Raw genomic sequence first — 16796 nt, forward strand, 5'->3', positions numbered from 1 at the left:
GAGAAACCATCACATGTCCACATTTCTGTACCGATTGGGAAAATCGGCGTATTCCAAACCATGGTATTTCCTCACGGCCTGGATCATCGTTCTCGGCGTTGTAGGCGCCCTGCTCGGCGTTAATGGCATCCAGTCCAGCTCCGAAATGAAGATTGAAGGCACTGAATCGCAAAAAGTGCTGGATATGCTGGCCGATGAACTCCCTGCTGCCGCCGGCGGCCAGGCGAGCGTCGCCTTCACTACACCGGACGGAGAACGTCTGGACACACCAGAACGGGTAGCCCTGCTCCAGAAGGCTATCAATGAAGTCTACAGCATGGATTATATTATCAATCCTGCTAAGCTTGCCGCCGAGGCCGCCGCTGCTGCGGGCCAAGCTGCCGGCGCTGATCCTTCGGCTGCGGCCGGGCAGACGGCTGCTGCTGATCCTTCGGCTGCGGCCGGCCAAGCTGCCGGCGCTGATCCTTCGGCCGCGGCCGGGCAGGCTGCCGCTGCTGATCCTTCGGCCGCGGCCGGCCAAGCTGCTGCAGCTCCTTATGGCCCGCTGCTGGCTGACGGTGTTCCGGTTCCCGGCGTCATGCTGTCCGCAGACGGCAGCATCGCCCTGTTCCAGTTCCAGTTCACCGTTCAGCAAACGTCCCTGCCTTCGGATGTACCGGATAACGTCATCAAAGCCGTGACCGAAGTCGAGCAGGCAGGCTCAGGCATCACTGCTATTCCTAGTGATTCCCTAAAGAGCACGCCTTCGATCGGATCGACGGAGGCAGTCGGCGTAGTCGTCGCAGCCGTGGTGCTGTTCATTACGCTAGGCTCGGTTGTTGCTGCCGGCCTGCCGCTGATCACTGCGCTCCTCGGCGTTGCAATCAGCGTCGGAGGTGCCTTTGCCCTCTCGAGCGTAATCCAGATGAATGACATTACGCCGATTCTCGCCGTTATGATCGGTCTGGCAGTCGGCATCGACTACTCGCTGTTTATCGTAAACCGGCAGCGCAGGCTGATTCTGGATGAGAATTTAAGCGCACGCGAAGCGGCTAGCCGGGCAGTCGGTACCGCTGGCAGCGCCGTATTTTTCGCCGGGTTGACCGTCATTATCGCCCTGTGCGGCATGCTGGTCATCGGCATCGGCTTCTTGTCGACCATGGCGCTAGTTGCCGCTGTCACCGTGCTGATCACCGTCCTGCTGTCGTTAACCCTGCTGCCTGCACTGCTGGGTCTGGTCGGTGAGCGGATCTGCTCTGCCAAGGCCCGCACGAAGAAGTCCGCCTCCGGACACAAATCCAATCACGGATTCTCACACCGCTGGGCGAACTTCACAGTGAAATACCGCTGGATCATCATCGTTCTGGTAGTTCTGGTACTTGGCACAGCCGCAATTCCGGTCACGAAAATGGAGCTCGGCATTCCGTCCGGCGCCTCGGCTAACCTGGATACCCCGGCACGCCAAAGCTATGACATCATCTCCAAAGGCTTTGGCGAAGGATTTAACGGACCGCTGCTGCTGGTCGCCCAGCCAAACAACCCGTCCGACAAAATCTCTATGCAGACAATGGGTAAGCTGGTTCAGGAGCTGCAGATGCATGATAATGTCACGCTGGTGTCCCCGATGGGCGTCAACGCAACAGGTGATATTGCCATTATCAGCCTGATTCCAAAAACAGGCCCAACCGATACAGAAACAAGAGATCTGGTGCAGGAGCTGCGCGATCCCGCCTACAGCCTCGCATCAGAGAACAATATTACCCTTGGAGTGACCGGCTTTACCGCTATTAATATCGACATGTCCTCCAAGCTGTCTGATGCATTCCCTGTGTATATCGGCATCATCGTCATCCTGTCGCTGATTATTCTGCTGCTCGTATTCCGTTCGGTCATCGTACCGGTCAAAGCGACAGTCGGTTTTATTCTCAGCATTCTAGCTACCTTCGGTGTGACCACCGCCGTCTACCAGTGGGGCTGGCTGCACTCCCTGTTCGGATTCGATACCGGCGGACCGCTGCTCAGCTTCATGCCGATTCTGGTCACCGGTATTTTGTACGGTCTGGCAATGGATTACCAGGTGTTCCTGGTCAGCTCCATGCGTGAGGCTTACGTCCACGGGCGCCACGGCAACGAGAGCGTGGTGCACGGCTACGATCTTGCCAGCCGTGTTGTGCTTGCCGCAGGCATAATCATGGTCTCCGTATTCGCCGGCTTTATCTTCGCCCCTGATGCGATGATCAAGCAGATCGGCTTCGCGCTGGCCTTCGGGATCCTGATCGATGCCTTCATCATCCGCATGACGCTCGTGCCGGCCGTCATGGCTGTGTTCGGTGACAAAGCCTGGTGGCTGCCGAAAGGGCTGGACCGTCTGCTGCCGAACCTCGATGTCGAGGGCGACAAGCTGATCGCCAAGCTCCATGCCGAGAGCGGAGACAAGAAATAACAACAAGGACGGCATAATGCCGTCCCGATCTATAAAGAGCAGAGCCTGCAGACATTGTCCGCAGGCTCTGCTCTTTTCATTTATTGAAACTATATTTATGCACTGCAAAAACAATTCCTGATGAGATTCCAAGAGACACTAGCCACACTATCATATTTCGTATAGAGAACATGGACGGTTGAACACCAAAATCAACTCTTGATTGCACAGGTTCTGTTCCCGTAATTTCATATGCATTTGTCATATCAGGTACATATTCCTTGGTCATTAACATCCCTAATCCAACCTGGATTCCGGTTGTAATCAGCAGAAAACTGAACGCAAAGATCAAGCCGAGAACAAGATACTTTATCATTTTCACCGCCTTTCTTCGAAATGCTTGTTTTCATTATACACTCTGGTTAATGTCCATCCTACGAAACAAAATCTCTATGAAATCCTGTCACATTAACAGGTCCCAGCTTAATGGCGTCCCCATTTTCAGCTCTCTTTTCATTTGCTTGCCGATAAGCAGATCATAGTATTTCGGATCCAGCCCAAATCCCGGACGAATCACACTTATATTTTCCCCCGTCAACACTTCGCCAGCCTTTATATCCTTAGAAACATAAATGGACCGTCTGAATTGGAGTGAATGTTCCTCCTCCTTGGTTGGGCCGATTGCAACCTCGCCGAGTGACTTCCAGGCGGTATCCGTCTCTTTCACGAGTGCCGCAAATTCTTCAGGCTCCAAGGAAAAAGCAGCATCCACGCCGCCTTCCTCACGGTTAAGGGTAAAATGCTTTTCAATGACTGTGCTACCAAGCGCTACGCTTGCCACAGCGGCCCCAATTCCCAAGGTATGGTCAGATAGCCCAACCTGACAATGAAATACATCTCTTAAATAGGGAATGGTATTCAGATTTGACTTTTCAGGTGAAGCCGGATAACTGCTCGTGCACTTTAATAAAATATAATCATCGCAGCCTGCATCCGTAATTGTTTTTACTACATTCTCAATTTCACCAAGCGAAGCCATCCCTGTTGAAATAATCATCGGCTTTCCTTTGGATGCGACCTTTCTTAATAAAGGGATATCATTATTTTCGAAGGAGGCAATTTTGTAGCAAGCCACATCCAGAGTTTCTAAAAATTCAAGCGAGGTTTCATCAAAGGGTGTACTAAACGGAATCATCCCTAGCTTCTTACAGTATTCAAAAATCGGCTGATGCCATTCCCAGGGGGTATATGCCTCTTTGTAGAGCTCAAATAGAGACTTCCCCTTCCAGAGTCCACCCGATTCAATCCTGAAATCTCCGTCCTGGATATTCAGTGTCATCGTTTCAGGAGTGTACGTTTGAATTTTGAACGCATGTGCCCCTGCTTTTGCCGCCGCCTTAACAATATCCAGCGCCCGGTCAAGCGACTGATTATGATTCCCTGACATTTCCGCTATGATAAACGGAGGGTGGCCGTTGCCTATAAGTTTGTTACCGATTATTATTTCCTTCATTGGCACTCGTAACCTCCTAAAAGTTTTGTGTAGCATCAGCTTCATTGGAGTGTTCACGCAACAAAACTACTTCGAAAGCATATGCTCTTTCAGAAATTCACTGTGCTTCTCCCACTGTTCCTTGAACAGGCCCATTAACACCACATCAATATATTGATTATTTTTCAGAAGTTGCTTTAGCAGCCTGCCTTCTTCGGTAAACCCTAATTTGTGGTGATAGGATAGGCTCTTCCCATTAAAGTCCAGGATTTGTGCACATACCTTTCTCATCTTTCTTTCTTTAAAAATGTAATCCAAAGCCAAAATCCCCATGACCTTCCCGGACGCGCGGGGACAGGTCTGATCTCCAATATAGAATCCCCATTCACAGGTGTTGTTCTTGGGATCAATGTGTGAAAAGTTAACGAAACCAACTGGTTTTTCCTGATAAAAACACAGTTTAACTAGCCTCCCCGCATCCTTTTCCACTGCCTCTAACCAGCGGTAATGCTCCTCTAACGGAATCAAATCATCATGATTCATAAAAGGGCGGATATGGTCAGCATTACGCCATTCCCATACAAGCTCTATTTCATTCCGGCCTAAATTCCTCAAGCTGTAATCGTTAATGGATGTCATGGTCCCCCCCCATAATCCTGTCTATGACCTCATTGAATTTATCCTCTCCCATAAGCCGAAGAGCTTGTTCAGACATCTCTTTCACCAGTGACGGGCTGGTAAGCATCGTGTTTATTCCATTCATAATCTCTTTCGCCGTGACTTCAGCACTGTCACCTAAGCAACAAGTAGCCCCCTGATCGTGCACCAGTTTTGTTATTTCCCTTTGGTTATCTGCCGTCACAATGGAAAGAGAGGGTAAGCCCAAATAACACCGCTCCCAGGTGGAGCTTCCGCCTGCTCCGATGGCAAAGTCGGCCTTCCGCATTAATTCGGCCATATAATCAATCTGGCAATGAAAGAATGCGTTCGGCATAGGGTTACACATATGTTCAATGACATCCTTGTCTGTATTCATTTCACCTACTACGACATCGAGGAGTAAATTAGAATATTGGCGTTTATTTAATACTTGTAAGGTTTTTAATGTTTCATGGGTAGGGTCAGTCCCCCCAAAAAACACAAGGATTCTGTTAATACTTTCATCCCGCTCAGCTAACTGCTGCTTCACCGACCGAAATTCAGGGCGGAGTATTGCATAACTGGTCCCTACTAATTTCACGCAGCCCTCCGGGACTAAACCATGATAACGGTCCCCGGCAGATGAACGATTCTGATCCAGCAAAAGGCTGCATTGATGCGGCCGGTCGGCTAAATCATCAATCACAACCATCTTCGCAACATTCGCTTCTATTAATTTCTCCCAGCGTTGATCGATTCCGTAATGGTCAATAATCAGGCAATCTACAGGCGAAGAGGCAATAAGCATTTGCAAGGTTTCCATTGCATCTGTCTTGAAGTCCACCCGCAGCCAGGAAGTATCAGCCCGTTCACTGCGGAAAGGCAGCAACAATACAGGATAGCCTTGCTCCTTAATATAGCTTGCGAGATTCCCGGGTAAGTCCCGGCAAATGAACGACACCCTTGCTTTCCTGTTCTTAAGTTCATGGGCCAGTGTTAAACACCGCATGACATGGCCTGTACCCATTTCATAGGAAGAATCGACCCGAAAGATTATATTCATTGTTATGCTCTCCTATTACCGTCTGCTTTCTTTTGTTCGATATGAGCGTTGATCCATACCCAATCCGGATTCTCTTGCAAAAGGGTGATCACCTCATCCAGCGTGAACCCATCCCTTCTCTTCCCGCATAGAGCTGTTATCAGCCTCGCAATTAATTCAAAGTCCTCTTCCGTATCCACTGTGAGGCGATATGCGCTTAAATCTGGTGTCTGCTTCACTTGTCCTACTCTAAAAACTTCAGGATGTCCGTACAAATATGAGGTTACATGTTCCCGCTCTGCAGCAGAACCTGCTTCCTTAAACGCTTGTTCCAGCACCTTCATGGAGAAAACTTCAACATCATATCCACGCGGATAGGTTCTCTCCATAGTGTTCGATACATAATCATATCCTGCTGAATGGGACAGAAATGCAGTGATTACCTCGTCTATTACAGCCGGGTCCACTAACGGACAGTCTGAAGTAAGGCGGACAACCGTGTCAGCTCCATAACAACAAGCAGCCTGATAATATCTCGACAGGACATCTTCCTCCGGCCCCCGGTAGTAATCCACAGACATTCGTTTACACAAATCGATGATGGGCTGTTCTGCATCCTTAGTTGTTGTAGCAATGACAATTTGATCTATGGTCCTGGATCGTCTTACTTGCTCTATCTGATATTCCAGTAGCGGTTTATTTACGACCTCTTTCATAATTTTCCCCGGCAATCGGGTCGAACCCATCCTTGCCTGTATGATGGCTACTATTCTCATAGGATCTCCTTCAACTCATTTGGAGTAATGATTTAAGACTTTATTAACAGCACGGATAACGTCATGAACATCCTGTTCTGACATCCCCTGAAACAGCGGCAGCGTAATAATTCTGTTATACAGTTGTTCCGCGTTCGGGCAAAGCCCTTGTTTGTAGCCGAGCTCTTGATAATAAGGTAAGAGGTGTACCGGGATGTAATGGACATTAACACCAATGTTCTCCTTAAGCAGTGCTTCAAAGATATTTTTCCTGCTGCCTTTTAGCTGCTCCAGGTTCAGAGCGATGATATACAGATGCCAGCTCGAGACCCCACTATTACTTTGGTATGGAATTTGAATCGTTTTGGTGTGCCGGAATGCCTCATTATACATAGCCGCATATTTCTTCCGTAAATCAACAAACTGCTCTAATTTCTTGAGCTGGCTTATGCCAAGTGCGGCCTGGATATCCGTCAACCGGTAGTTATACCCCAGGAATTGCATTTCATAGTACCAGGGGCCATGATTCTGAATCATATGATCAGGGTTACGGGTGATGCCGTGCGACCGGAATTGCAGCAGCTTCTCATAATACAGCGGGTTGTTCGTTGTGATCATTCCGCCTTCTCCCGTTGTTATATGCTTTACAGGGTGAAAGCTGAACATCGTCATATCGCCAATGGAGCCAATGCTTTTATTCTTATACTGTGCACCAAGCGCATGTGCCGCATCTTCAATCACGACTAGGTTATTTTCCCTGGCAATGGTATGGATCTCATCAAGCTCAGCCGGCTGGCCTGTAAAGTGAACTGGAATAATTGCTTTTGTGTGTTTGGTTAGCTTTTCCCTGATCCGTTTGGGATCCAGGTTATACGTTTGCGGATCGATGTCGGCGAATACCGGTGTTGCTCCTTGATATAATACACAGTTCGCTGAAGCGGCAAAGGTCATGGGAGTTGTAATAACCTCATCCCCCTCGCCAATCCCGGCAGCAAAGCATGCGCCATGTAAGGCTGCTGTTCCGCTTGTGAAGGCCACCGCATACTTCGCTCCTGTGATCCTTGCGATTTCAGCTTCAAATTGCTCAATGGCCGGACCGGTCGTTATGAAATCACTTTGTAACACCTGAACAACCGACGCAATATCTGCTTCATCGATGAATTGTCTTCCATAAGGCAAATAGTGACTGCGTACGGGAGTTCCGCCATGGATTGCTAATGTGCTGCCGCTCATGATTTGGACACGTCCTTTCGATGAAAGGTTGATTGTATCCAGTTTTCCGTCCGCTGTATCCCCTCTTCAATCGTTACCTTTGGAGTCCAGGACAGGATCTTTTCAGCTTTTTGATAATTACACAGCAGCTTTTGGATCTCACTTTGCGGATGAATATGAGGAATATGATGAATAGGCGCTTGTCCCGCTGAAATAAGCTCTGCTAATAGATTGATGGAAATATCTTTCCCTGTACCTGCATTTACAATTTCTCCATTCAACTGATCGCTGTAACCCGCTTCAACCACAAAATCAGCACAATCCTCTACAAATAACAGATCCCGTGATTGGGTGCCGTCTCCATAGATATTTAGGGGTTCGCCTTTTAATTTACTATGAATGAAGATGGCCACCACTCCGCCCTCACCGCCGGTTTTCTGATAAGGCCCATACGTATTAAACGGTCTCACGACCACAACGGGTAAACCGTAGGCGAAGAAATAGGATAACACCATATTTTCAGCAGCAATTTTTGCTCCGGCATAAGGGGAAGCGGGTTTGATAGGAGATTGCTCGTGAATTCCGCGTTCGTCGCTTGCTCTGGCGTAAACCATGCATGTACTAATAAAGACTATTTTCACATGCTGCTTTCTGCATTCTTCCAGTAAATAAAAGGTAGCAATAGTGTCGTTGTTAAACGTAGTTTCGGGATCATCGATACTGTCTTGAACATTAATGCTGGCTGCGAGGTGGTAACACAGATCAAATGTGGTATCCCGGAAAAGCTCTATTAATGATTCTCGGTCTTTCAGGTCCATAATTTTGACCATTTGCAGATGTTCATTGCCACTATACTCTTTCAAGTTATCAAGGGATGAATTTGCTAAATTATCGATTACCCAGACCTTCTGTCCATCCTTTAACAAACGTCCTACGACCCATCGGCCAATAAAGCCAGTCCCACCGGTTACGAGTATGTTCATAATAAACCTCCGCTAGATTAGATTTTGTTCAATGGTTAACTTCCGCACTTCTTCCTTAGTCAGAGGGATCTCACCTTCAGAACTATAGGTACCGGGTTTCGGTCGGCTTGCCTTCTTATAGGTTTTACCAGGGGCAAACGGAGAAGGAACAATATATACATCCGGTAATTCATAAGCACTTAATGATTCGTCATAGGTCATCAGTTCTTCATATCTTTTTTCACCGGGCTTTAAGCCGATTTCAACGATATCCACCGGTGCCGGGTCAAGCCCGTATTTCTTCGGCGTTTCTTCTGCAACAATCTCTGCCAGGTCCTTAAGCTTAATCACAGGCATTTTCAGAATAAAGGTTTCTCCGCCTTTCGATAATTGCAGGGATTGGATGGTAAGTTTCGTCGCCTGCTCCAGTGTCATCATAAATCTTGTAATGGATAGATCTGTTACGGTGATAGCCTTGCCTTCTCTGACTTGCTTAACGAATAACGGTATGACCGAACCTCTGGAGCCGAGTACATTCCCAAAGCGCACCGTACAGAACACCGTTTTTCCCCTGACCTTTGAAAATTCTGCAGAGGAAATCAGCTTCTCAGCGGATAATTTTGTGGCTCCATAATTGTTTGTCGGGGAAATGGCTTTATCTGTACTGGTAAACACTACTTTTTTTATGTTTTGCTGTTTCGCTGCTTTAATCACGTTATACGTGCCGATAATATTCGTAAGTACAGCCTCAAAAGGGTTGTATTCACAAAAAGAAACATGCTTCATTGCTGCTGTATGGAACACGTAATCCATATCCTCCATCGCACTTAACACACGGTCATAATCACGGATATCGCCAATCCAGTAGCTTAGCTTTGAATTTCGGTTCACTTCATTTTGCAGCTCGAATTGTTTATATTCATCTCTGCTAAATATCCGGATCACTTCAGGATCCTCTTGCAAGATATGCTTCACAATATTTTTTCCTATGGTGCCGGTTCCGCCAATAACCAGAACTTTTTTATTCTTGAAGAACATACCTCTCCTCCCCCTATTTATTTATTCAGGATTTACACGGGTCAAATTGCTGATCAAAGCTGTAAGCGCATTGCCGGAATGTTCTATTGTATAGGATTGTTGTAAAAACTTACTCTTCACGTCTTCGTAATTGAATCTCTCTGTTTCGCTGGAAAAATATAATGAGATCGTTTGTATTAAATCTGCCGGATCGTTCTGGATATAATGATCCAGGGTATTATAATAATTGTATTCACGGTTCGCCTGAATGAAATGATAGACAAAAACCGGCTTATTCATTAACAAGCCTTCCAGAGCCAAAGTGGATAGTGAAGATATGACGCCATCGGAATTCACAATTAGATCACGTATATCAGTTTTTCTATCTTTGATCACATGTACAGAGTTCGTTTTGCTTTCCAAATTCGTATAGAGTGAAATCAGTTTTTTGGAAAGCTCCCAGGGATGAGGTTTAATGATTAATTGGAATTTCCCGCCCGCAACCAGCTCCGTGATTAGCGCAGCTATCTTTTCTGCATCTAATTTTGGCCCCGTAGCCAGCAGTAACGTAGTTTTATTGGGATCAAGCTCATATTCCTCATAAAATGAATCATTGGACAGCCGTTCAGAAGTGAAAATTTCATCATACCGGGGGTGGCCGGTCACAGCGATGCGGTTTTCCTCCAGACCTCTTGCCATGAACCATCTTTTCTCATATTCGCCATAGACCCCCACATGACTGGAGAAAACAGGGATAAAGGCTTCCTCCCCCATCAATATCCCGTGCTGAAAACAAATACTGGGAATCCCCCTCATCGCTCCAACGACCGCAAGAGACCGGCTCCCTACATCTTCTGATGTGCCTATCAATACAGTGGTTACGGGAATCTGATCATAGAGATTACTAACCGTTTCTATGGCATCTACAATACCGGGAATCCGCTTCATGAACGTGTCGGTAAAAAAGGCATTCCCAAAAGCCGGATGTCCTTCGTATTCTGCAAAAATGGACGCTGCCCTTCGGATTAACTCCTCAGATGCTAGACTTGTGTCGCTCTTAAAGCCTCCAATCCATACATTGGGAATCCCGAAATATTCAGGCGCTCTGGAACGTGACAGAATGAGGGTGCGGTCCCTGCTGAAATACTCGCTTAATCGTTTCTCCGGAATTCTTGTGTAGTCTAAATTAATTAATGTCTTTCCATCTGCATTCGCCTGGAGCGGCTGCTTAAACGGAGCTGCCAGCTTCTCAAAAAAAGGTTGAATCTCCTCTGGTTGCTTAATCCGGGAATCGTTCAGTTTCATCTCAAACCCCGTCTGCTCCATATCGCTACGAAGTTCATCATTAATTTGCTGATAGAAATTCGTCATAAGCGCAACCGGTATGTTTTTGTATTTTAAATCCTTAAACACGTTGATGAATTCACTATAAAGAGACCAGTAATGGGCTAGATAGGTTGACACTCCGTTTGATCCCTCCTTAGGTGGTGATTTTGGGCAGTTCACTTGCTTTCTTTTTCATGGCTCTCAGATCTTCTCTAAGCTCTTTGCATGTTCTCTGAGGCGGCAGCATTTGTATAAACTGACTCTTTTCCTGCTGCTGCAGCTGATGATGGATGGATAGCTCTGTTATATAGTTATCATCCAAAACCTCCTCTATCGGATAGAAATCCCAGAAATGATTGAGCCGCCAAAAAAACCGGGCATCACCAATGCGGTAAAATTCCGGATTCTCATCCCAATGAGATCCGAACTTTTCTTGGATGACCGGAAGAATGGAGCTTCGATGCATGACCGAGCAATGATCGATCTGGCAAGGGGCTACCGGGACCACTCGCTTTGCCGGTCTTAATTGTTGTTTGCTGACCTCATTCTTCTCATTCAAATAATTGACTAAGGACGCGGAATAGACAATCATGACACTCGGGCTCCGCTCTAAATAATCTACCATTTGTTCCAGTCTAGTATTTCTATAACAGTTATCATCTGTTGCATAGGAAATATACTCCCCCGAAGCGTGTAGCAAGGCTTCATTGATTAGAGCAGCATACCTGACCTTCTCCACCCTTTGGTCCATAGTTTGAATATTGCTCTGATAGAATTTGATTCTCTTATCCTTTAGAAATGGCTCAATGACGGTAAGAGTTTCTGAATTCGAGTTATCATCCATCAGGAAGAGCTCAAAGTCGGTATAAGTCTGATTTAGAATCGATTGAATGGATTTCGCGATATATCCAGGCTTATTGTAACTAGTCATGATTATGGATACCTTTGCCAATATAAGACCTCCCTTGGTGCTGCTTACTTGCTATACTATGTTTCGATCATTAAAAGGTAATAGGTTAGAGAACTATATTTACTAATAACTGGTAACCAGCACAACAATAAAACGCTTAACAGTTATCCTGCTAAGCGTTTTGTAGGTACCCGAATTTATTGTTCAGATTGAACCGTCTTCACCAAACGGTCGATTCGATGCTGAAAGGTGTGGGAGGAAAGCACGCGTTTCCTTGCTTGTCTGGCAATGTGCTTTCGTTCTTCGCCGTGTGCAATATAATAATGAATCTTCTCCAGTAAATCATTCTTATCCTCGAAAGAAACCATTTCCTTCCCTTCCGCAAAATGATTGACCAGCCCTTCTCTGGAATCGATAAGTTGAAATGCTTCACAGCTTGCAGCATCAAAGGTACGGTTGTTGATACTTTTGGCCATAATCCCCATACGGTTCTTATTGTATTTCTCATCAGAGGGGCGGTGAATATTAAGAACGATGGTTGAACCATTATAATATTTCATTGCTGTTTCAGGCTTTACCCAGGCATTCACCAAATGAACATGCCCAGCTTTTGTTCTGTTCCATTCCAGATGATGCTTTCCCCATCCCCGCCCAACGATCTGAATCGTATAGTCTGTATTCTTTAACAACAGCTCAATCAGCTCAATCCGGTTACTGTAGGGTACTCCTACTAAACCAATATCACTTGTAAACTCCTCAGAGACTGGTGTGCAGTGAAATATTCCCGGATCTGTCCCCAGCGGAAGATGATACACACAGGGATGTCCAAGTCTTGTATATTGTTCTGCTGCAGCCTGATCGATGGTAAAGATATAGTCAAAATAAGCGGTGAGCGGAAGGGTCCAATCCATATAATAAGGATCCTCCGTCATCCAGACAGCTGATTTCACGTTTGTTTGTCTTAAGAATTCTAGTATCGGTTTGGGGATTTTTAGACCGGTCATTGCTAATATTAGATCCGGCTGTAAAGATTGCTCCATTTGCTGTAAGGCTTGCAGATCATTTCTCAATCCAAAAGATTCACAATAGTGACCTGCATTCTGAAATGCTTCTACTATACTTCGTTCGAAGAAGGAATAAACGGCCCGAAAACCTGAGGTTATAAAAAGAATTCTCATGCTCTCCCTCCCTCGTAAACCGGAGAATTTCCAGTTAATAGGACATTGCCACAAGCAGACCATAAAATCATTCATATGATAGTTTATAAATATGTGGAGGTGTACTATGGCTCATACCTTGGTTGAATTCGCCAGAAGTGTCCAGACAAACTTAGACAATACCGTTAATGTTCCCATTCATGTCACACCAACGCTAATACTACAATTCGGGATTAATATTCCGGTTGCAACTAACTTTGTAGAACTCACCACTACAGTAGGCTGGCAGGCGACGAACGTTTTTATCACACCACCAGAGCAGCCCAAGCTCTTACTTCAAGTCTTTATGGATGGAGTCGTTGTGGGCAGCGCTGAGCAAGAGTCCATTTCCTACGATGAAGATGAAATCCTTGAAATGACCACAGCGTTCCATACCATTCTTACGAATGTATCTGTAGGCTTTCATGTAGTTCAGGTGTTTGCCTCAAACCCGGAGGATCTCCAGGGAGATATCACCATAACGGGCCCAGTCAATATCTCAGGAAGAGTTTACGCGCCTGCATAAACTTATTAAGCTTAACCGTTCTAATCCTCAAAGTAAAAACTCCTTTATAGAAGTCTTGTTTGTTTTAGGACAAACCAGACTTCTAAAGTAGGAGTTTTTTTTCGAATACAAAGAGACAAAGAATATGAGACCTAAAATATACTATTCATGTGCGTGGCAGAATATGTTGAAAACATTTGATTATTTAAACAGTTAAGTCAACAATACTGTTTAAAATAGATTGTGTTGTATTTATTGAAAGCATATTAACCCTAGCACTTACCATTTGAACTCTAGATACAATAAATCCAGCTACTACAACAACTGCTATAATTATCAAAAAATAAATCCCAGCACATTCTACCTGCACATCTATGAGCATCACTTAATACGCCTGAATGCCAAACTTCAGTAGTTTCTTGGGAAAGATGTCATCTAAATTCAATATATCTTTATCATCAATCTCAATTAAGTTAAATCCATACTTTTTGTATATCTCCAGCTTGATTTTTTTCCTCTCATTATATCTAGCATCATTTTCCAAACCCCAAAACTCTATGTATACTTTGCCAACAGGTAGATAAAAATCACAATAAACATCTTCCTCAATGGGTAGCTTTCTTTCATATGCATGTACAATCTCAGACATATACAACCAATTATCAATAAGCATCTCTGCTCTTGATCTTACATAGTGCCCATCTGCCGACCTATGAGTTGCTTCATACTTTTCTCTAAAGCCTACAGCAACTGTCTCGATCTTTCTATTCTCAATTGCTGTCTCTACACTTTCACCACGTAACTCCTTTATCGTTTCAAGTAGCCGCTTGTTTGTTAATATACTTGCTTCCCAGCATACATAAGGTACGCCATTCCGGTCATATTCAAACTGTTTTCCGCCTATACTCTCGCCAAGCTTAGTTATTAACCATCCCTTTACTCCTTTTTGTAATAAACCAAGTTCCGACAAAATCGGATTCATGCGAAGCTTAGAAACTCCAAAGTGTTGACTTAAAGCTACTGCACTTAAAAGTTTTTCTTCATTCGAATTTGTCAGCTTCAATTCATCCTTAATCTTCTCATCCCAAGCTATAAATGAGCCGTGCTGGGGATGATTCTTGATAATACCTCCCCTTGCTTTCCCTTGTTCCGTCAGGACCCAAGTATCGTTTTCTCTATTTATCAATCCTGAATTCATCATAAGGGCAAATAACTCCTTAGATGTATATCCCATTTCTTTTGACAATGCAGTTGTGGATAAAAACTTCACCTTATCTGACATTTTTCAACTAGTCTCCTATCTTAATTAAATAATTGCCCCTTAGTTTATGCCACAATTTTACACCAACCGACTAATTCTTTATATAACTTTTACTTATCAGTTATCTTGTATTGATTAACACTCGTAACAATAGCCATAATAAAAACTCCTCTCTAGAACTTGTGATTAGACAAGCACTGAAAAGGAGTATTATCGTCTTGGTTCTGTGTGTTAGGAAGTAAATTCTCGACACACAGAACCTTTAGCTTTTAACGGAAGCTTTAAAATTCACACAACAAAAAAACCTTGATTTCTCAAGGTTTTCACTGTACTGCCGAGGACGGGGGTCGAACCCGTACGGTACTCACGTACCGCAGGATTTTAAGTCCTGTGCGTCTGCCTGTTCCGCCACCCCGGCATAATATGTGCGTTGTAACGCGACAAGAAATATAATATCACGTATCCTTCAAACACGCAATCTAAATTCCGATGTTTTTTTATTTATAGCAAAAGCCCGTTCCGGATTAGCCGGACGGGCTTTGCTCTGTAAGGCTTAGGATGAGCTAGCGGCGGTCACGATCAGTGCTTCTGCTGCGCATGCCGGCCAGCCCCAGGAGGCCGACTAAGCCGAGCCAGCCCCAGTTCGAGTCGTTGTCATCATTGTTGTTGGCATTGGTGGTTGTACTGGTGGCCCGGTATCTGCCGGTCTGCGTTGTGTTGTTCAGCGGAGAGACCCTATTGTTATCGCCCGGAGTGACCGCGTCCCTCACCATGTTCTCGCCTTTACGCATGGTTCCTGTGGTCTGATTCATCATGGTATTGCCCTGATTCATCAGATGGGTACCAGTACCGTTCATCTCACGTACTCCTTGTGTTCTTGTGCCGGTTGTTCCGGTATCGGGAACCGTTGTGCCCATTCCTCCGCCAGTACCAGCTGCATTGGCTGCATAACCGGATCCCAGCAGGCTAAGGGATAACACGGTACCGCATGCCAGGCTTGTGATCAGCTTCTTCAAAATGTATGCCCCCTTTGAGGATAGTGTGGTATCTCGCTGATAATTTCCCCACATCGTGCAACATCTATGCAAGCAATCCTTATTCCCTGACGAGGTTTACTGTCCTGTTCACCGGATCATAAGATACTTTGGCTCCAAGCGCCTCGGCCACTGCCCGTACAGGCGCGAAGGTTGTTCCGTTCTCGAGAAAACCGCTGGTAATCTTGACTCCATTCAATGTGACACTGATGGCCGGATCCGTCTCGCTGCCGGTTCCATTAATCAGGGCTAAGGCATCCTTCACCTGCTGCACCGTCGGCTGTTTACCGGCCCGGAGCTGCTCAGTGGTAAGCCCGAAGGTCATCTCCAGATGAGAATAGTCTTTAAAAGAAGTCCAGTCCCCGCCCCATGCGAAGCCGAGCTTCTTCGCCTCCTGCGCCACCTGCTGCCAGTCCGCAATCCTATCGTTATTCCCGTCACGGGAGGTATCCCAGGAAATGCTTTTCCCGTCCGGCAGAAGCAAGGCAAAATCAATCGCCAGACCATAATTGTGGTAGCTGCTGCCTCCTCTGGCATTAGTTACAATGTTTCCTTTCGTTGTCCGGCCTTGCGCATAAAGCGCATTCTGCTCAGCAATAGTCCGCATCCCTTGGGTAATGACGATCGGAATTCCTTTGGCGTAGCACCTTTGGATTAGCGCACTCGCACCAGCCAGCAGCACGGGATGAAGCTTGCCCAGCCAGCCTGCTGATTTACTCTTCACCTGATCTAAAGTCAGCATGTACTCACCCCCTGGTATAGTAAATGCCCCCTCTTCCCGGTTTGCTTGTACGGTTTCCCCGGGGTCAACGCATAGATGTCCAATTGAATGATTATCCGCAAAAAAGGCCACACTACCCGCGAAAGGTGGGATGAGTCTATGGACATTCACAGCGACAGCTACAAGGTAGCTGCACTAAGCGACCAGGAGAATGCGGTAGAGATTATCCGGCAAGCTGAAGCGGCTATTGCCCAAATCACCGGCAACAACGCCGTTACGCTAATTGCTTATGAGAAAACGGAAGCCTCCGCCGCAAAATAAGC

General features: G+C 45.9%; 17 protein-coding genes and 1 tRNA gene. 3 read left to right on the top strand and 15 right to left on the bottom strand.

Going from position 1 to position 16796, the window contains the following annotated elements; translation table 11 throughout:
- Positions 1 to 13: 13 nt before the first annotated feature.
- Positions 14 to 2422 (top strand): MMPL family transporter, encoded by a 2409-nt coding sequence (locus tag JRJ22_RS21425; protein ID WP_206101413.1) that lies wholly within the window; start codon positions 14 to 16, stop codon positions 2420 to 2422.
- A gap of 76 nt (positions 2423 to 2498) precedes the next feature.
- On the opposite strand, the gene JRJ22_RS21430 is transcribed toward JRJ22_RS21425, so the two are convergent.
- From JRJ22_RS21430 to JRJ22_RS21480, 11 genes are all read right to left on the bottom strand, one after another.
- The gene (locus JRJ22_RS21430) at positions 2499 to 2777 is read right to left on the bottom strand and encodes a hypothetical protein (protein ID WP_206101414.1); all 279 of its coding nucleotides are present in this window, start codon (positions 2775 to 2777) and stop codon (positions 2499 to 2501) included.
- An 87-nt stretch (positions 2778 to 2864) separates the two neighbouring features.
- Positions 2865 to 3914, bottom strand: coding sequence for a pseudaminic acid synthase (pseI, locus tag JRJ22_RS21435; protein WP_206101415.1), 1050 nt, complete (start codon positions 3912 to 3914; stop codon positions 2865 to 2867).
- Positions 3915 to 3980: 66 nt separating this feature from the next.
- Positions 3981 to 4532 carry a UDP-4-amino-4,6-dideoxy-N-acetyl-beta-L-altrosamine N-acetyltransferase gene (pseH, locus tag JRJ22_RS21440; RefSeq protein ID WP_206101416.1) on the bottom strand — a complete coding sequence of 184 codons (552 nt, stop codon included), beginning with the start codon at positions 4530 to 4532 and terminating at the stop codon, positions 3981 to 3983.
- Positions 4519 to 5595, bottom strand: a complete 1077-nt coding sequence (pseG, locus tag JRJ22_RS21445; protein WP_206101417.1) for a UDP-2,4-diacetamido-2,4,6-trideoxy-beta-L-altropyranose hydrolase — start codon at positions 5593 to 5595, stop codon at positions 4519 to 4521. Before pseG ends, pseH begins: the two co-directional genes overlap by 14 nt.
- Before the next feature lie 2 nt (positions 5596 to 5597).
- Positions 5598 to 6350 carry a cytidylyltransferase domain-containing protein gene (locus JRJ22_RS21450; RefSeq protein WP_206101418.1) on the bottom strand — a complete coding sequence of 251 codons (753 nt, stop codon included), beginning with the start codon at positions 6348 to 6350 and terminating at the stop codon, positions 5598 to 5600.
- A gap of 15 nt (positions 6351 to 6365) precedes the next feature.
- Positions 6366 to 7562, bottom strand: coding sequence for a UDP-4-amino-4,6-dideoxy-N-acetyl-beta-L-altrosamine transaminase (gene pseC / locus JRJ22_RS21455; protein WP_206101419.1), 1197 nt, complete (start codon positions 7560 to 7562; stop codon positions 6366 to 6368).
- Positions 7559 to 8524: an NAD-dependent epimerase/dehydratase family protein gene (locus tag JRJ22_RS21460; protein ID WP_206101420.1), complete on the bottom strand. Its 966-nt coding sequence runs from the start codon at positions 8522 to 8524 to the stop codon at positions 7559 to 7561. Before JRJ22_RS21460 ends, pseC begins: the two co-directional genes overlap by 4 nt.
- A 12-nt stretch (positions 8525 to 8536) precedes the next feature.
- Complete coding sequence (locus JRJ22_RS21465) at positions 8537 to 9541, bottom strand: SDR family NAD(P)-dependent oxidoreductase (RefSeq protein ID WP_206101421.1); 1005 nt, start codon at positions 9539 to 9541, stop codon at positions 8537 to 8539.
- A 21-nt stretch (positions 9542 to 9562) separates the two neighbouring features.
- Positions 9563 to 10984 (bottom strand): CDP-glycerol glycerophosphotransferase family protein, encoded by a 1422-nt coding sequence (locus JRJ22_RS21470; protein WP_206101422.1) that lies wholly within the window; start codon positions 10982 to 10984, stop codon positions 9563 to 9565.
- A 16-nt stretch (positions 10985 to 11000) separates the two neighbouring features.
- The gene (locus tag JRJ22_RS21475) at positions 11001 to 11798 is read right to left on the bottom strand and encodes a glycosyltransferase family 2 protein (protein WP_206101423.1); all 798 of its coding nucleotides are present in this window, start codon (positions 11796 to 11798) and stop codon (positions 11001 to 11003) included.
- 155 nt (positions 11799 to 11953) lie between these two features.
- Positions 11954 to 12934, bottom strand: coding sequence for a CgeB family protein (locus JRJ22_RS21480; protein ID WP_206101424.1), 981 nt, complete (start codon positions 12932 to 12934; stop codon positions 11954 to 11956).
- A gap of 106 nt (positions 12935 to 13040) precedes the next feature.
- On the opposite strand from JRJ22_RS21480, the gene JRJ22_RS21485 reads away from it, so the two are divergent.
- Positions 13041 to 13478 carry a hypothetical protein gene (locus tag JRJ22_RS21485; protein WP_206101425.1) on the top strand — a complete coding sequence of 146 codons (438 nt, stop codon included), beginning with the start codon at positions 13041 to 13043 and terminating at the stop codon, positions 13476 to 13478.
- 364 nt (positions 13479 to 13842) lie between these two features.
- Here JRJ22_RS21485 and JRJ22_RS21490 read toward each other — a convergent pair whose 3' ends face one another.
- The 4 genes from JRJ22_RS21490 to JRJ22_RS21505 form a co-directional block, all read right to left on the bottom strand.
- A complete protein-coding gene (locus tag JRJ22_RS21490; RefSeq protein ID WP_206101426.1) occupies positions 13843 to 14739 on the bottom strand; it encodes a glycerol kinase in 897 nt (298 codons plus the stop codon).
- Positions 14740 to 15050: 311 nt separating this feature from the next.
- Positions 15051 to 15136 (bottom strand) — tRNA-Leu (locus tag JRJ22_RS21495).
- A gap of 145 nt (positions 15137 to 15281) precedes the next feature.
- Positions 15282 to 15734, bottom strand: coding sequence for a WGxxGxxG family protein (locus JRJ22_RS29335; protein WP_232380919.1), 453 nt, complete (start codon positions 15732 to 15734; stop codon positions 15282 to 15284).
- A gap of 79 nt (positions 15735 to 15813) precedes the next feature.
- Complete coding sequence (locus JRJ22_RS21505; protein ID WP_206101427.1) at positions 15814 to 16494, bottom strand: M15 family metallopeptidase; 681 nt, start codon at positions 16492 to 16494, stop codon at positions 15814 to 15816.
- Between the two features lie 138 nt (positions 16495 to 16632).
- Between JRJ22_RS21505 and JRJ22_RS21510 the strand changes: the two genes are divergently transcribed.
- The gene (locus tag JRJ22_RS21510) at positions 16633 to 16794 is read left to right on the top strand and encodes a hypothetical protein (protein WP_206101428.1); all 162 of its coding nucleotides are present in this window, start codon (positions 16633 to 16635) and stop codon (positions 16792 to 16794) included.
- Positions 16795 to 16796: the final 2 nt, after the last annotated feature.

The sequence above is a fragment of the Paenibacillus tianjinensis genome (assembly GCF_017086365.1).
Lineage (GTDB): Bacteria > Bacillota > Bacilli > Paenibacillales > Paenibacillaceae > Paenibacillus_AQ > Paenibacillus_AQ tianjinensis.

Bases quoted from the DNA above. Each gene is read 5' to 3' on its own strand.
- JRJ22_RS21425 (WP_206101413.1), top strand. From the start codon at position 14: ATGTCCACATTTCTGTACCGATTGGGAAAATCGGCGTATTCCAAACCA.
- JRJ22_RS21430 (WP_206101414.1), bottom strand. From the start codon at position 2,777: ATGATAAAGTATCTTGTTCTCGGCTTGATCTTTGCGTTCAGTTTTCTG.
- pseI (WP_206101415.1), bottom strand. From the start codon at position 3,914: ATGAAGGAAATAATAATCGGTAACAAACTTATAGGCAACGGCCACCCT.
- pseH (WP_206101416.1), bottom strand. From the start codon at position 4,532: ATGACATCCATTAACGATTACAGCTTGAGGAATTTAGGCCGGAATGAA.
- pseG (WP_206101417.1), bottom strand. From the start codon at position 5,595: ATGAATATAATCTTTCGGGTCGATTCTTCCTATGAAATGGGTACAGGC.
- JRJ22_RS21450 (WP_206101418.1), bottom strand. From the start codon at position 6,350: ATGAGAATAGTAGCCATCATACAGGCAAGGATGGGTTCGACCCGATTG.
- pseC (WP_206101419.1), bottom strand. From the start codon at position 7,562: ATGAGCGGCAGCACATTAGCAATCCATGGCGGAACTCCCGTACGCAGT.
- JRJ22_RS21460 (WP_206101420.1), bottom strand. From the start codon at position 8,524: ATGAACATACTCGTAACCGGTGGGACTGGCTTTATTGGCCGATGGGTC.
- JRJ22_RS21465 (WP_206101421.1), bottom strand. From the start codon at position 9,541: ATGTTCTTCAAGAATAAAAAAGTTCTGGTTATTGGCGGAACCGGCACC.
- JRJ22_RS21480 (WP_206101424.1), bottom strand. From the start codon at position 12,934: ATGAGAATTCTTTTTATAACCTCAGGTTTTCGGGCCGTTTATTCCTTC.
- JRJ22_RS21485 (WP_206101425.1), top strand. From the start codon at position 13,041: ATGGCTCATACCTTGGTTGAATTCGCCAGAAGTGTCCAGACAAACTTA.
- JRJ22_RS21490 (WP_206101426.1), bottom strand. From the start codon at position 14,739: ATGTCAGATAAGGTGAAGTTTTTATCCACAACTGCATTGTCAAAAGAA.
- JRJ22_RS21505 (WP_206101427.1), bottom strand. From the start codon at position 16,494: ATGCTGACTTTAGATCAGGTGAAGAGTAAATCAGCAGGCTGGCTGGGC.
- JRJ22_RS21510 (WP_206101428.1), top strand. From the start codon at position 16,633: ATGGACATTCACAGCGACAGCTACAAGGTAGCTGCACTAAGCGACCAG.